12 protein-coding genes and 2 tRNA genes are annotated in these 15,593 nt (G+C 21.5%); 9 read left to right on the top strand and 5 right to left on the bottom strand.

Features of this window, described 5'->3' with window-relative positions; translation table 11 throughout:
• Positions 1-31: 31 nt before the first annotated feature.
• The 3 genes from fliP to gltX all read right to left on the bottom strand — a co-directional run bounded on the left by fliP (position 32) and on the right by gltX (position 4,467).
• On the bottom strand, positions 32-766 hold the full coding sequence (gene fliP, locus AB4W54_RS00275) for a flagellar type III secretion system pore protein FliP (protein WP_367674495.1): 735 nt from the start codon (positions 764-766) through the stop codon (positions 32-34).
• Positions 767-2,083: 1,317 nt separating this feature from the next.
• Complete coding sequence (gene fliF, locus AB4W54_RS00270; protein WP_367674494.1) at positions 2,084-2,797, bottom strand: flagellar basal-body MS-ring/collar protein FliF; 714 nt, start codon at positions 2,795-2,797, stop codon at positions 2,084-2,086.
• A gap of 260 nt (positions 2,798-3,057) precedes the next feature.
• Complete coding sequence (gltX, locus tag AB4W54_RS00265; RefSeq protein ID WP_367674493.1) at positions 3,058-4,467, bottom strand: glutamate--tRNA ligase; 1,410 nt, start codon at positions 4,465-4,467, stop codon at positions 3,058-3,060.
• Between the two features lie 159 nt (positions 4,468-4,626).
• On the opposite strand from gltX, the gene AB4W54_RS00260 reads away from it, so the two are divergent.
• Positions 4,627-4,699: transfer RNA gene (locus AB4W54_RS00260), tRNA-Val, on the top strand.
• Between the two features lie 11 nt (positions 4,700-4,710).
• Positions 4,711-4,786 (top strand) — tRNA-Lys (locus AB4W54_RS00255).
• A gap of 9 nt (positions 4,787-4,795) precedes the next feature.
• Here the strand turns inward: AB4W54_RS00255 and ligA are convergent.
• Positions 4,796-6,817 (bottom strand): NAD-dependent DNA ligase LigA, encoded by a 2,022-nt coding sequence (ligA, locus tag AB4W54_RS00250; RefSeq protein WP_367674492.1) that lies wholly within the window; start codon positions 6,815-6,817, stop codon positions 4,796-4,798.
• Between the two features lie 226 nt (positions 6,818-7,043).
• On the opposite strand from ligA, the gene AB4W54_RS00245 reads away from it, so the two are divergent.
• From AB4W54_RS00245 to ribB, 4 genes are all read left to right on the top strand, one after another.
• On the top strand, positions 7,044-7,301 hold the full coding sequence (locus AB4W54_RS00245) for an HPr family phosphocarrier protein (protein ID WP_367674491.1): 258 nt from the start codon (positions 7,044-7,046) through the stop codon (positions 7,299-7,301).
• A gap of 105 nt (positions 7,302-7,406) precedes the next feature.
• Positions 7,407-9,122 carry a phosphoenolpyruvate-protein phosphotransferase PtsI gene (gene ptsI / locus AB4W54_RS00240; protein WP_367674490.1) on the top strand — a complete coding sequence of 572 codons (1,716 nt, stop codon included), beginning with the start codon at positions 7,407-7,409 and terminating at the stop codon, positions 9,120-9,122.
• 44 nt (positions 9,123-9,166) lie between these two features.
• Positions 9,167-9,661, top strand: coding sequence for a PTS glucose transporter subunit IIA (crr, locus tag AB4W54_RS00235; protein ID WP_367674489.1), 495 nt, complete (start codon positions 9,167-9,169; stop codon positions 9,659-9,661).
• Between the two features lie 196 nt (positions 9,662-9,857).
• Entirely contained in the window at positions 9,858-10,490 is a 633-nt protein-coding gene (gene ribB / locus AB4W54_RS00230) for a 3,4-dihydroxy-2-butanone-4-phosphate synthase (protein ID WP_367674488.1), read from the top strand.
• A gap of 23 nt (positions 10,491-10,513) precedes the next feature.
• On the opposite strand, the gene tsaD is transcribed toward ribB, so the two are convergent.
• On the bottom strand, positions 10,514-11,515 hold the full coding sequence (gene tsaD / locus AB4W54_RS00225) for a tRNA (adenosine(37)-N6)-threonylcarbamoyltransferase complex transferase subunit TsaD (protein ID WP_367674487.1): 1,002 nt from the start codon (positions 11,513-11,515) through the stop codon (positions 10,514-10,516).
• Positions 11,516-11,617: 102 nt separating this feature from the next.
• On the opposite strand from tsaD, the gene rpsU reads away from it, so the two are divergent.
• From rpsU to rpoD, 3 genes are all read left to right on the top strand, one after another.
• Positions 11,618-11,833, top strand: a complete 216-nt coding sequence (gene rpsU / locus AB4W54_RS00220; protein WP_367674486.1) for a 30S ribosomal protein S21 — start codon at positions 11,618-11,620, stop codon at positions 11,831-11,833.
• Between the two features lie 89 nt (positions 11,834-11,922).
• The gene (dnaG, locus tag AB4W54_RS00215) at positions 11,923-13,680 is read left to right on the top strand and encodes a DNA primase (RefSeq protein WP_367674485.1); all 1,758 of its coding nucleotides are present in this window, start codon (positions 11,923-11,925) and stop codon (positions 13,678-13,680) included.
• A 66-nt stretch (positions 13,681-13,746) separates the two neighbouring features.
• Complete coding sequence (gene rpoD / locus AB4W54_RS00210) at positions 13,747-15,528, top strand: RNA polymerase sigma factor RpoD (protein WP_367674484.1); 1,782 nt, start codon at positions 13,747-13,749, stop codon at positions 15,526-15,528.
• Positions 15,529-15,593 lie beyond the last annotated feature (65 nt).

Below are 15,593 nucleotides of genomic sequence, written 5' to 3'. Positions count from 1 at the left end.
ATCTCATTTAATAAATTATATATTATTTAATTTAATAAAAACTTTCCACTAAAGAAGAAAAGATTAATTTCCAACCATCAATTAATACAAATAATATTAATTTAAAAGGAAGAGCTACAGTAGATGGAGGCACCATCATCATCCCTAAAGCAATTAAAACACTTGAAACTACTAAATCTATTATTAAAAAAGGTATAAAAATAGTAAATCCAATTTGAAATGCTGTTTTTAATTCACTAGTGATAAATGCTGGAATTAATATAATTAAAGGAACATTATTTTTGTAACATGTATTTTTAATATGCGATAAATTATAAAATAATAACAAATCAGATTTCCTTGTTTGATGTAACATAAAATCATGCATTGGTTTTATACCTTTGATAACAGCTTCATTGATTTGAATTTTATTTTCATGTAATGGTAAATATGATTCTTTATAAATTTTATCTATTGTTGGGCTCATGATAAAAAAAGTTAAAAAAATTGACATACTAAATAAAATTTGATTAGGAGGTAAATATGGTATTCCTAATGCATTTCTTAACAAACTTAAAATAATAATAATTCTAGTAAAACTTGTTGTTAATAAAATTAAAACTGGGAAAAAAGATAAAAAAACAATAAAAAATATTTTTTGATGAAACAAAGTATACATATTTATATTATTCAATATACTATAACTTAAAAAATTAGGTAACTCGGACGCATTTACATTCACACTATGCATCAATAATACAAAAAATATAAATAATTTCATTAACATATTTACTTCCGTAATATATAAAATCAATTAAATATTAATAAATAATTTAATTTTAAATACAATATGTAAATAAATCATTTGCAATTAACATAATCATATTAATCCATTTAATCAATCATCAAATATTCATTCAAATCTTTTAAATTATGAAATTGTGATAATATTATTATATAAAATGGTTAGTTTTAATATCTATATATTTAACAAAATCATATTAGTATAATAAAATATTAACATAACTATATATGAAATAACATACTAAATGTATACCATAATTAAATAAATAATAGTATTAAAATGTTTATATAAACTATAAAACATTTATATTAATTTAAAATAATTATGTAAATCAAAAAAATAATAAAATTCAATCTTGTATTAATAATCTATATAAATATAAAAAAATAATATATAACATTAAAAATGAACAATATATTATAAATATTATATCAACTATCGTATTATACAAAATATCAATTATGAAAATATGATGTTATAAAAATTGATTATTTTCATTATTAGAAATAAATATTCGTATATAATATACAATATAAAAATTTATATATAGTTATATAAATTAATAAAATATATTATAAAAAATATTGAGATAATATAAAATATATATTTTAACTATTACAAAATAATATATTTAATAATTTATATTATAATTATAATTTAATAATATAAAATATAATATTTATATAAATTCATAAAAATTAATTAAAATAATATGTTTTTATTCTATAACATAAAATACATTTATCTTTTATAAAAAAATTTTATTAATTCTACATATAGTAATATATACAATTATAGCTATGAAATTATTGCGTGTACCTATACTTAAATGAAATTTCAATATATTATATTATAGAATATAGAATATAAAAAAATAAAAATATTATTTAAAATATATAAATAATAAAATATGTATAAAAAAATAAATAAAATACTGTAAATTATTTCAAGTATCATAATAACATTATCAATATTTCGTTAATTTAAAATTACATTTTATTTTGATAATAAAAATATAAAAATATGTTTAATAAATGATAATAAATTAAATACAATCTATTATATTATAAAATAATATTATTTTATTATAAAAATATTTAATGTATTATTAAATATAAACATATTTAAAATTTTTTTACATTAATAATGATACTATTATATTATTAATATTTATATATATCACTTTTTATATCCTTAAAACAATAAAAAGATTATATTTATATATTTTATATAAAAAATATTTTTATCAATATTCCATTTAAATATCATAATTTACTCTGAAAAAATTAAAAAATATTATTATTTCGTAATACTAATATTATTATGATCATTATTTACATGATTTAAATAATTTCCATTTTCATCTAATATCACTATATTTTCTAAACGAAGATTTGGAATACTAGCACGAATTAAATTCAGAATAGCAAAACATTGTTCCGAACTTAAAACTTTTCCATCTTTACATCCTAATACTACTGAAACAGAAGGAGATATTTGATCCTGCATAAAAATAGAAGAATTAGGAATTACTATATGTAATGTAACAAATTTAACAAAATGAATTTTTTGAATTAATCTAATTAATTCACCCTCTAAAGCTCTCTGATAATTTATATTGGTATTATATTGACTCATTCCAAATTGATCTTTATCAAATAACTCAAAACCAATATTATTATCTCTAGGTAATCCCTCTAATAATAACATATTATTTACTTGACTGATATTCTTTTCTGGAACAGATAACTCTCTAGTATCCATATTATATCGATAAGCAATTTTCATATCCGATAAATGTGATATAATTAACATACTATCATTATGTGATAAATTATTACAAATTAATTGATATTTAATATTCGGAAAATAAAAAATACGTAATATTACTATCAAAATAATAAAAAATAAAACCATAAAATACATACTAAAATTTTTAAAAAATGAATTATTAAAGTTATAATTTTTCATCTCTGATTCTGTATTACTATCTTTGATAGAATTTATACTCATGTTATTTTCCTACTTATAAAAAAAATAATTTTATACTATCGTAATAAAATATTTTATAAAAAAATCATATAAACAGTTAAAAAATAATAAAAAAATTTTTACAACTTTATAACATATAAAATTTAAATTAAGTACTATTAATACACAAAAATAATATTATATATTTTAATATATCAAGTAATAAAATATTATTATATTACAAAATATTTATAAAATAATGTAAATAAAAAATTAAATAATATTGTACAAAATATATTATCTTAAAAAAAATTCTTTTTAATAAAAGAATAAAAAATTCTTATTCTAATTAATGATTCTTTTTTACCTATAATTTCAACAATATGATTAATACTGGGAGTGTTCTCCATTCCAGTAATTGCAATTCTTACCGGCATACATATGTTTTTAATTAAACAGTTATATTTAATAGATATTTTTTTTAGTATCAAAATAATATTTTCAGCACTCCAATTTTTTATAAAAAATAAATTTTTATAAATTATACTTAATAACAATATATTCTCCTTAATACAATATTTTTTAATTAAATTATTATGAAAATATTTTATTCTGGTGAAAAAAAATAATGATTGAATAGACATTTCATTGATAGTATTACATCTACTTCTTAATAAACTGATAATACTAGATAATTTAGGACCATTTTTGTAAAAAATTTTATCATGTATTAAACGTTTTTTAAAAATATTAATTAAATAATCATTAATCGGTAAATTATTTAAATAATAATTATTAAACCAAAGTAACTTATTAAAATTAAACTCACTAGCTGATTTATTAATATTTCTTATAGAAAATAATTTTTTCATCTCTAAAATATTAAAAATTTCTCTATCACCATATGACCAACCTAATTTTAATACATAATTTAAAATTGCTTCTTTTAAAAAACCACTATTTTTATATTTTAAAATACTCATTGCACTTTTTCTTTTAGATAAATTATTCTTATCATGATCAATTACCATAGAAACATGCGCATAATGTGGAATAAAAGCATGTAAAGATGTTAAAATATTAATTTGTCTAGGAGTATTGTTAATATGATCTTCTCCTCTTATAACATGAGTAATACCCATTAATAAATCATCAATTACCACACAAAAATTATACGTAGGCATACCATTTCTACGTTGAATAATTAAATCATCTAATTCCAAATTATTAAATATTATTTTACCTCTAATTTGATCATGAAAACATACTTGACCAGATAATGGATTTTTAAATCTTATCACATAATCTTTTCCAATACTCTGTACTTTACTATTTCTACATACTCTATCATATTGAGGTTTCTGACCTTGAGATATTTGATACAAACGTAATTTCTCTAAACGTTCTACAGAACAATAACATTTATATGCATGACCTGAATCTAACATCGAATCAATTTTTTCTTTATAAATTAATAATCTTTCACTTTGTAAATATGGACCACAATCCCAATGTATACCTAACCAATTTAATGTTTTAATAATATCATGTATAAAGTGAATATTAGAACGATTTATATCGGTATCTTCTATTCTTAAAACAAAAGAACCGCCATGTTTTTTAGCAAATAACCAAGAATATAACGCTGTACGTATATTACCTATATGTAATAACCCACTCGAGCTAGGAGCAAATCTAGTTTTAATATGCATATTTTATATTTTCCTTAAATCAATGTTATAATCTTAATATAAATCAAATTATTCTTTAGTTGTTATGTTATTAAAAACAAACATATAAAAATTTTTATTAAAAAAAGTGTTGACTAGTTTTTTTTGATACTTACAATAGTATAAGTAGTATAATATTACGGGTGATTAGCTCAGTTGGTAGAGCGCCTCCTTTACACGGAGGAAGTCGGCGGTTCAAATCCGTCATTACCCATGATAAACATTGGGTCGTTAGCTCAGTTGGTAGAGCAGTTGACTTTTAATCAATTGGTCGCAGGTTCAAATCCTGCACGACCCACCAATATTAAAATTATTTTTTTTTCAATATTAAATCTAATATTTCAGATTCTTTTATAATCTTAACATTATATTTTAATGCTTTTTGTATTTTAGATCCAGGATTTTGACCAACTATTAAATAATTAATTCTACTAGATACACTACTACACACGATACCACCCAAATGAACTATATGAGTAGTGATTTCTTTCCTAGACCAATTTAAAAATTTACCAGTTAAAACAATTTTTTTATTTAAAAAAAATATACTTTTTTCCTGGTGTACAATTTTTATTTTGTTAAGAAAAGTAATTCCAATTTCATTAATTAATTGATTAATATATAATTTTTTTTTATTATTTCTAATAAAATGTAAAAAATTATTAGCAGTAATAGAACCAATATTTCTAATATCTCTTAATTCATGTATACTACAATTCATAATTTTTTTTATAGAACCAAAATAATCAGCAATAAAAGTAGCATTCTCTAAACCAATAGAATCAATACCTAAAGCATAAATAAATCTACCTAAAGTAGTATGCTTACATTTTTCAATTTCATAAACTAATTTAATAGCAGATTGATACCCTAAAAATTTTAATTTAGATAAAATTATCACATCTAATTTAAAACAATCTAAAACATTTTTAATATATTTATTATCAAATAATTTTTTAATAATTTTATAACCCAATCCTTGTACATATAAAGCTTCTTTAGAAAAAAAATGTTCAATATTTTTCACACATTGCGATATGCAATTTTCCCCAGCAATACATTGTATAATATTTGTATTATTATTATATTGTAGTAATGAATTACATGAAGTACAATATTGAGGAAAACAAATCTTGTTAGTATTATGTAATCTTTTTTTTATAAAAACAGAACATATTCTAGGTATAACATCACCTACTCGTTTTATTAATACAGTATCATACATATGTAAATCTAGTTTATTCAGTTCATTTTTATTATATAAAGAAACTTTTTTAATAATCACACCAGATAATATAACAGGTTTTACATACCCTACAGGAGTAACAATGCCTGTTCTCCCAATTTGATAATGCACTGATATTAATTGAGTTTTCGATTCTTTAGAAATAAATTTTATAGCAATAGCCCATTTAGGAAATTTAGTATTATAACCTATTAATTGTTGTAATTCTATTGAATCTAATTTAATTACAATACCATCAATATGAAAGGCAAGAAGATTACGAATTTTTTCAATAAAGTAATAAAAATCTAATATAGATTTGCAATCGCAAGATAATAAAATATATTTACTTATATGAAAACCACATTGGTGTAAATATTTTAATTGATCTGAATGATTATACATAATCAAAGTATTATCAAAAATATAACCACTATAACAATAAAAAAATAATTTTCTTTTTTTAGTAACTATAGGATTTTTTTGTCGTATAGAACCTGCAGCAGCATTTCTAGAATTAGAAAATGTTTTTTTTTTTTTTTTTTTAAGAGATAAATTTAATCTATTAAAATCTTGTTTTAACATACATACTTCACCTCGTACTTCTAATAATTCCGGGTAATCATCACCTAATAAATATTGAGGAATATTTTGTATCATTCTAGCATTTTCAGTCACATCCTCTCCACATATTCCATCCCCTCTAGTTAAAGCACGAACTAAAAATCCTTTTCTATATAATAAACTTAATGCTAATCCATCAAATTTAACATCACAAAAAAAATTTATTTTTTTATAATGATTTAATCTTTCTGTTATCTTATTATAAAAATTTAAAAAACTATTGATTTGAAAAATACTTTTTAATGATAACATAGGATATAAATGATTACCCCATTTTAATTGTTGCAATAATTTATCACGGTCATAATCATTTCTTATATTTTTAACAAATAAAAAATTATTTTTTTTTTTTTTATTTAATTTACTTACTAAAAAATCATATTCTACATCTGAAATTAAAGGGTGATCTAAAACATAATACAAATAATCATGATAACTAATAATTTTTTGTAATATAGAAAAAATTTTTTTTTTTTTTTTCATACAATGTATAACAAGATATTGATTAAATATTATTTTAATTATATAAAATCAAAAAAATACTATTGCAATAATTATAAAAAATACATATATAGTATCACAAAACCAAATTGATAAAAAATCAATTAAATAACATCATTATCAAAATACTAAAATTGTAAAAATATTTAAAAAAATACCATAATAATGGTATATTAAAAACTAAATAATTATATTAAGAAAAATAAAAATGTTTCAAAAAAAAATCAAAATTAATTGTAAACATGGTTTACATATTAGACCAGCAGCACAATTAATAAAATATGCTCAACAATTTAAGTCAGAAATTAACATTACATATAACGACAAGACAGTAAATGGAAAAAGTTTATTCCAACTACAAACATTAGGAATTTCTAAAGACTCCATTATTACGATATCTGCCAATGGAGAAGATGAACAAGAAACTGTAGAAAAAATTATACAATTTATTTCACAAATGAAATAATTCATGTATCATAAAATATTTATTATATAAATATATTAATAAATTCTATTTTAATAATATAAACATATTAAAAAACAAAATAATACTCAAATTAAAGGTAATATTATGATTGCAGGTATTTTAGCATCTACAGGTATTGCTTACGGAGAAACATTTCTATTAAAAAAAGAACCGATTACAATAAATCCAAAAAAAATAATACAAAAAAATATTCATCAAGAAATAACAAAATTTCTTCATGCAAAAAATAAAACAATTAAACAACTAAAAACAATTCAAGAAAAATCAAATACTATATTAAATAAAAAAACCAATAATATCTTCTACGGACATATTATGATATTAGAAGATATTGAATTAGAAAAAGAAATAATTTTTTTTATAAAAAACAATCTTCATACAGCAGATTTTGCAATTCACAAAATTTTTTCTGAACAAATCCAACAAATGAATAAAATAAATGATACATATCTAAAAAATAGAATTATAGATATGCAAGATATACAAGATAGATTATTAAAAAATTTATTAAACTTACAAAATATAGATTTACAAAATATAAAAAAAAAAGTAATAATAATAACTAAAGAATTAACTCCATCCGAAACTGCTCAAATAAATTTTAAATATATTTTAGGTTTTATTACAGATTTAGGAGGAGAAACATCTCATACTTCTATTATAGCAAGATCATTAGAAATTCCTGCTATTGTGGGAACAGGAAACATTACAAAAAAAGTAAAAAAAGGAGATTATGTCATCCTTGATGGTATTAAAAACAAAATATTAATCAATCCAAATCAAGAGAATATTAAAATATTTAAAAAAAAAAAAATACAATACGAATTAAAAAAAAAAGAATTATGTAAATTAAAAAAATTCCATGCTATTACTATAGATAATCACAAAATAACAATTAGTGCAAATGTAAGTAATATAAACGATATAAATAACGCTCAAAAATACGGAGCAGAATCCATTGGATTATATCGTACAGAATTTTTATTTATGCAACGCAATACATTACCTACAGAAGAAGAACAGTTTCAAGCATACAAACAAGCAGCACTAATAATGAAAAACAAATCTATCATTATTAGAACAATGGATATAGGAGGAGATAAAAATCTTCCATACTTAAATCTACCAAAAGAAGAAAACCCATTCCTTGGTTGTAGAGCTATTAGAATTAGTATGACGAAAAAAGAAATTTTGCATACACAATTAACAGCAATTCTTAGAGCATCTATTTTTGGAAAACTAAAAATATTATTTCCTATGATTATTTCTTTAGAAGAAATACAAAAATTAAAAATAGAAATAGAAAAAATAAAATATAATCTAAAAAAAAAAAAAATATTATTTGATAAAAATATCCAAGTAGGAATAATGATAGAAACACCAGCATCTGCCATTATTTCTAATCTATTAATACAAGAAGTAGACTTTTTTAGTATTGGAACAAATGATTTAACACAATATACCTTGGCAGTAGACAGAGGAAATGATTTAATATCTCACCTATATAATCCCATGAGTCCATCAGTTTTAAAATTAATTCAAAAAGTAATTAATAATTCTCATGCACACAATAAATGGACTGGTATGTGTGGTGAATTAGCCAGTAATACACAAGCTACTATTTTACTATTAGGTATGGGATTAAATGAATTTAGTATGAATCCATCATCAATTCCAGAAATAAAACAAATTATTAGAGAAAATAAATTTAAATATGCACAAAAATTAGCAAAATTAGTACTATCCCAAAAAACATCAACACAAATAATAAAAACTATTAATGATTTTATAAAACAATAAAATGTATAAAAATCTATTATTAATATACAAATGAATCATATATTATGAATATATTATATAATTTTTTCAAAAAAACACCACAACAAAAAACAAATATCATAGCACCAATATCAGGAACAATTGTCACGCTTGATTCTGTACCAGATAAAGTATTTTCTGAAAGAATAGTAGGTGATGGAATAGCTATTCAACCTAACGGAAAAAGAATCGTAGCTCCCATCACAGGAAAAATTGGAATAATATTTAAAACCATGCATGCTTTTTCCATCATGACCAAAGATGGAATTGAATTATTTGTACATTTTGGCATTGATACAGTATTACTAAAAGGAAAAGGATTTAAACAAATAGCTCAAGATAATCAGAATATTACGATGGGCGAAACAATTATCGAGTACGACTTAAAATTTTTACAAAAGTATGCAAAATCTACAATAACACCTATTGTTATATCTAATATGGATCAAGTAAAAAAAATTAAAAAATATTCAGGAACTACCATATCTGGAAAAACAATAATAATGGAAGTTATAAAATAAATAACATATAACACACGGTGCTAGTCTTTTAGTACCGTGAAATATAATATTTTCTTTAAAATATACTTATACAAACAAAATATGAAATAACCAATTATAGAATAATAAGTATTTTAATAATATATATAAAAAATATGTCCAATACTGTAAATTAGTACATTATTAACATGATATGCATTAATAATGAAAGGTGTTTATGAATAAAAAAATATTATCAAAATATGGAAATTATAAAAACAGAATTAAACAAGCAATATATTCATTAAAAAAAAATAAAGGAATTATCATTATAGATAATAAAAATCGTGAAAATGAAGGCGATTTAGTATTTTGTTGTGAAAACATGACAGTACGGCAAATGGCATTATCAATCCGATATGGTAGCGGAATAATATGTTTATGTATTACAGAATTAAAAAGAAAACAATTACATTTACCTATGATGGTAAAAAACAATACCAGTAAATACCAAACAGGTTTTACTGTTAGTATTGAATCTGCCCAAGGAGTTTCTAGTGGTGTATCTGCACAAGACAGATTAAAAACTATCCAAACAGCTACTTCTGAAACAGTAATACCACAAGATCTAAATCGACCTGGACATATTTTTCCATTATGTGCACATCAAAACGGGATATTATCCAGACCGGGGCACACAGAAGCATCTATTACATTAATGATTTTAGCTGGATACAAACCTATGAGTGTTATTTGTGAATTAACAAATAAAAATGGTACCATGTCTAAAAATAAAGAAATCATACAGTTTTCTAAATTATATAAAATGCCAATAATAACAATTGAAGATTTAATATTATATTTACAATAAAATATAATAATTTCATATTTACATTAAATATCTGTAATTACCCAATTCGGATTTACCATAATATCTATATTAGTATATTTTTTTTTTTTAAAACGTAACATACCAGCATACGCAATCATAGCAGCATTATCAGTACAAAAAATGGGGTCAGGAACATACAAGATTCCATTATGTAATTTTAACATATCTTTCATTTTTGTTATTAATGTCATATTAGCACTTACCCCCCCAGCAATCACTAATCTATTGACTCCCATTTTTTTTAATGCTTGGTGACATTTATAAATTAATACATCTACAATAGCATGTTCAAAACCATAAGCAATATCATAACATATATTAATATCACCAAAATTTTTATTAATTAAATTTAAAGTAAATGTTTTAATACCAGAAAAACTAAAATTAAAATTATTACTATATTTCATTGGTGTTGGAAAACGAAATGTTCCACCTCTTCCATTTTTAGCAAAATGCGATAATTTTGATCCTCCTGGATAACCTAAATTTAAAGCCTTAGCAATCTTATCAAAAACCTCTCCTACAGCATCATCTAAAGTTTCACCTAATAAATCATATTTTCCAAATTTACTAGCAAAAATTAATTGCGTATGTTTACCTGAAATTAATAATACCACCACTGGAAAATTAAAAATATTATTCGTTAACCTAGGAGATAATAAATGTCCTTCCATATGATTAATTGGTATTACAGGAATACCACAAGAATAAGCTAAAGAACAGCTTAGCGCAGCACCAACAAGCAAAGAACCAGCTAAACCAGGACCGGCTGTATAAGCAATAGCATTAATAGTATTAAAAGATATTTTTTTATTTTCCATAATACTAAATATTAAAGGAGCTAATTTGTTTACATGATCTCGAGCAGCTAATTCAGGTACCACTCCTCCATATTGATTATGCATCGACTGACTATATAATTCATTTATTAATAAACCTGAATCACTATCATAAACTGCCACTCCTGTATCATCAAATGAAGTTTCAATTCCTAATATACGCATATATACAAAAAAAATAATATATTTAAATATTTATAATAAAAGAATTATATAATATATAATTAATTATATATTAAACTGTTTTCAATAATGAGAAAATATAATATGCCAATAATTAAATTAAGAGAAAATGAACCATTTGATGTTGCATTAAGAAGATTTAAACGAGCGTGTGAAAAATCCGGTATACTATCGGAAATGAGAAGAAGAGAATTTTATGAAAAACCAACCACACAACGAAAAAGAGCAAAAGCATCAGCTGTTAAAAGATTATCTAAAAAAATTTTAAGAGAAAATACTAAACGTATCAAAATGTATTAAAACACATTCAAGAATATAAAATATTAACTTGAGACCGTACTAATATTTTCAGCACGGTCACTTTACATATATATATAAATAATAAAATTATGAATTATTTCATACCTCCAGATATTATAAAAAACATACTAGATCAAACAAATATTGTTCAATTAATTGAAATGTATATTAAATTACAAAAAATAGGAAAAAATTACTATAGTATTTGCCCTTTTCATAATGAAAAAACACCTTCTTTTTCTATTAATGAAAATAAACAATATTTTCATTGTTTTGGATGTAATGCGCACGGAAATATAATAGATTTCTTAATGAAATACAACCAATCATCATTTTTAGATAGTATTCAAACAATTTCTAATGTATTTAATATTCACATACCATACAAATTTTTTAATGAAAAGATTCAACAACAATACTGTAAAAAAAAAAAATTATATAAAATTATAGAAATAGCATCAAAATTATATTACTTTAACTTACAAAATAAAAACTCTCACATAGCACAAAAATACTTAAAAAAAAGAAAAATAAACAATGCAATGATTAAATATTTTCAAATTGGATTTGCACAAATAAATACTTTATTATCAAACCCGATAATCAAAAAAAATAAAAAATATATTTATAGTTTAATAAAATTAGGTATACTATATAACAATACAAACAATACACAATATGAAAGATTTAAAAATAGAATTATTTTTCCTATACAAAATAAATATGGTAAAATTATCGCTTTAGGGGGAAGAACCATCAATGCTAATAATCCAAAATATATTAACTCTTCTAATACATATATTTTTAATAAAAGTAATATTTTATACGGAATTTACCAAATTTATCAAAAAAAAAATAAAATAAAATATATACTAGTAGTAGAAGGATATTTTGATGTTATATCATTAGTACAATATAATATTAAAGATACAGTATCATCATTAGGTACGATAACTACAAAGAATCAAATTAAAGTACTATTTCAAAAAACTGATAATATTATATATTGTTATGATGGAGATGTAGCAGGAATCAAAGCAGCTTGGAGAACTTTGAAAATAGCATTATCATACCTTATAAACTATAGAAGTATAAAATTTATTTTTTTACCTCAAGGAGAAGACCCCGATAGCATTATACATAAAGAGGGAACAAAAAAATTTAAAAAAAGGATAAAAAATTCCGTCAATATATTCGATTTTTTTTTAATGAATATAATAAATCAAAAAAATAAAATAGATTCTATATACAAAAAAATACAATTAATCAAAAAAGCTATACCACTAATTAACAAAATACCTGACAAATTTATCAGAATGCATCTAAAAAAAAAATTAGGAATACAAATTGGAATTATAGATCATTATGAATTAAATAAACTGTTTCAAGAAAAAAAATACTATCATTATAATATATTAGATATTAAACCAACTAATATGCGTATATTAATAAGTTTAATTTTACAAAAACCAAACCTACATCAAATTATTCCATGTTCTATTTACGAATTTAAAAAAATGCATATACCCGGACTATCATTATTTATGGAAATATTTTCACTATGTAAACAATATAATCATATTAATACTGGACAAATTCTTGAATTTTATAGAACAAAAAAAAAAAAACTTAATATAATTAACAAATTAGCAAGTTGGAATAATATGATTGATACTAAAAAAAAAAAAATTGTATTTATTCATTTAATTAAAAAAATATATCAAATAGCTTTAGAAAAAAAATATAATACTTTAATTCATAAAGATCGTTATTATGGTTTAAATATCACAGAAAAAAAAATATTATGGAAAATTAATCAACAATTATCAAAAAAATCACATATATAATAATAAAATTATATAATAAATGTTAGATGATATTCATCTATTTATATAATTAAAACAGGAATAATTATGAAAAAAAATGCTAGTTTTCAAATAGATATTTTAATAGAACGTGGTCAAAATCAAGGATATTTAACATATGCTGATATCAACAAGTTAATAAAAAAGAAAATTATTGATACAAGTAAATTAAAAAATATTATTCATATCCTTCGTACAATGGATATTAAAATAATAGAAAAAAAAAGAACTATAAAAATAGCAAACAAAAAATATACAGATATACAAGACAAAGAACTGAATAATGAAACACAAATATCAAATACAGGAACAGAATTAGGACGCACAGTAGATCCAATACGCATGTATATGCGAGAAATGGGAACAGTAGAACTATTAACCAGACAAGGTGAAATCAATATAGCGAAGGAAATAGAAGAAGGAATTAATCAAGTACAATTATCTATTTCACAATACCCAGAATCTATTGTTTATCTCCTTAACCAATATTCTCGAATTCAATCAGGACAAATAAGATTATCAGATGTAATAGCAGGTTTTGTGATTGAAAAACCACCCAATACATTAGAAGACATACTTGATAAAAAAAAAAATAAGAAAAAAAAATCTGCAGAAAATAATATAGATTTAGAATTAGTTAAAGAAAAATTTCAACAATTAAAACAACAATACTTAAAAACTGTTTATATAATAGATAAAAAAAAAAGATCACATAAAGATGCAATCATTGAAATAGAAAAATTATCTAAAATATTTAAAAGTTTCAAATTAGTACCTAAACAATATGAAAATATCATTAATAATATGCGTAACATAATTTATCGAATCAGAAAAAAAGAAAGAAAAATTATGCAATTATGTACTGTTGATTGTAAAATACCAAAAAAAATATTTATGGAAGTATTTATTGGAAATGAAAATAATAAAAAATGGTTAAATAAATTAAAAAAAATGAACACCATATGGAATAGAAATTTATATAAAGTACAAAATACTATCATCACAATTACACAACAATTAAAACAAATTGAAAAAGAAACTGGATTAAGTATCAGTGAAATAAAAAAAATTAATAAATCAATTTTATTAGGAGAATCAAAAACAAAAAATGCAAAAAGAAATATGATTGAAGCTAATTTAAGACTAGTTATTTCTATAGCAAAAAAATATACTAATAGAGGATTGCAATTTTTAGATTTAATTCAAGAAGGAAATATTGGATTAATGAAAGCAGTAGATAAATTTGAATATAAACGAGGATATAAATTTTCAACTTATGCAACATGGTGGATAAGACAAGCAATTACACGATCCATAGCTGATCAAGCTAGAACAATTAGAATCCCTGTACATATGATTGAAACAATTAATAAACTAAATAGAATATCAAGACAAATTTTACAAGAAATTGGAAGAGAACCCACACCAGAAGAATTATCAACTCGCATGTTAATGCCAGAAGAAAAAATTAGAAAAGTACTAAAAATATCTAAAGAACCAATTTCTATGGAAACTCCTGTAGGAGATGACGAAGATTCTCAATTAAGTGATTTTATAGAAGATGTCAGTTTAGAATTACCAATTAATTCTGCAACTTTAGAAAGCTTAAGAAAAATAACTAAAGTTATTTTATCTGAATTGACTCCAAGAGAAGAAGAAGTATTAAAAATGCGATTTGGAATTGATATGAACAGTGATCATACTTTAGAAGAAGTAGGAAAAAAATTTTCAGTTACCAGAGAAAGAATTAGACAAATTGAAGCTAAAGCTTTAAAAAAATTAAGACATCCTAGTCGATCTGAAATATTAAAAAATTTTTTAGATGATTAGTTAATATCACCATTATATTAAAATAATAAAAAAAGCTTCTTAAATGAATATTAGGAAGCTTATCT

The organism is Buchnera aphidicola (Pterocallis alni) (assembly GCF_964059075.1).
Classification (GTDB): domain Bacteria; phylum Pseudomonadota; class Gammaproteobacteria; order Enterobacterales; family Enterobacteriaceae; genus Buchnera_L; species Buchnera_L aphidicola_AN.
This window is presented reverse-complemented; position numbering and strand designations above follow the sequence as displayed.

Excerpts from the sequence above, each read along its gene's own strand:
- fliP (WP_367674495.1), bottom strand. The coding sequence starts at position 766 with ATGTTAATGAAATTATTTATATTTTTTGTATTATTGATGCATAGTGTG.
- fliF (WP_367674494.1), bottom strand. The coding sequence starts at position 2,797 with ATGAGTATAAATTCTATCAAAGATAGTAATACAGAATCAGAGATGAAA.
- gltX (WP_367674493.1), bottom strand. The coding sequence starts at position 4,467 with ATGCATATTAAAACTAGATTTGCTCCTAGCTCGAGTGGGTTATTACAT.
- ligA (WP_367674492.1), bottom strand. The coding sequence starts at position 6,817 with ATGAAAAAAAAAAAAAAAATTTTTTCTATATTACAAAAAATTATTAGT.
- AB4W54_RS00245 (WP_367674491.1), top strand. The coding sequence starts at position 7,044 with ATGTTTCAAAAAAAAATCAAAATTAATTGTAAACATGGTTTACATATT.
- ptsI (WP_367674490.1), top strand. The coding sequence starts at position 7,407 with ATGATTGCAGGTATTTTAGCATCTACAGGTATTGCTTACGGAGAAACA.
- crr (WP_367674489.1), top strand. The coding sequence starts at position 9,167 with ATGAATATATTATATAATTTTTTCAAAAAAACACCACAACAAAAAACA.
- ribB (WP_367674488.1), top strand. The coding sequence starts at position 9,858 with ATGAATAAAAAAATATTATCAAAATATGGAAATTATAAAAACAGAATT.
- tsaD (WP_367674487.1), bottom strand. The coding sequence starts at position 11,515 with ATGCGTATATTAGGAATTGAAACTTCATTTGATGATACAGGAGTGGCA.
- rpsU (WP_367674486.1), top strand. The coding sequence starts at position 11,618 with ATGCCAATAATTAAATTAAGAGAAAATGAACCATTTGATGTTGCATTA.
- dnaG (WP_367674485.1), top strand. The coding sequence starts at position 11,923 with ATGAATTATTTCATACCTCCAGATATTATAAAAAACATACTAGATCAA.
- rpoD (WP_367674484.1), top strand. The coding sequence starts at position 13,747 with ATGAAAAAAAATGCTAGTTTTCAAATAGATATTTTAATAGAACGTGGT.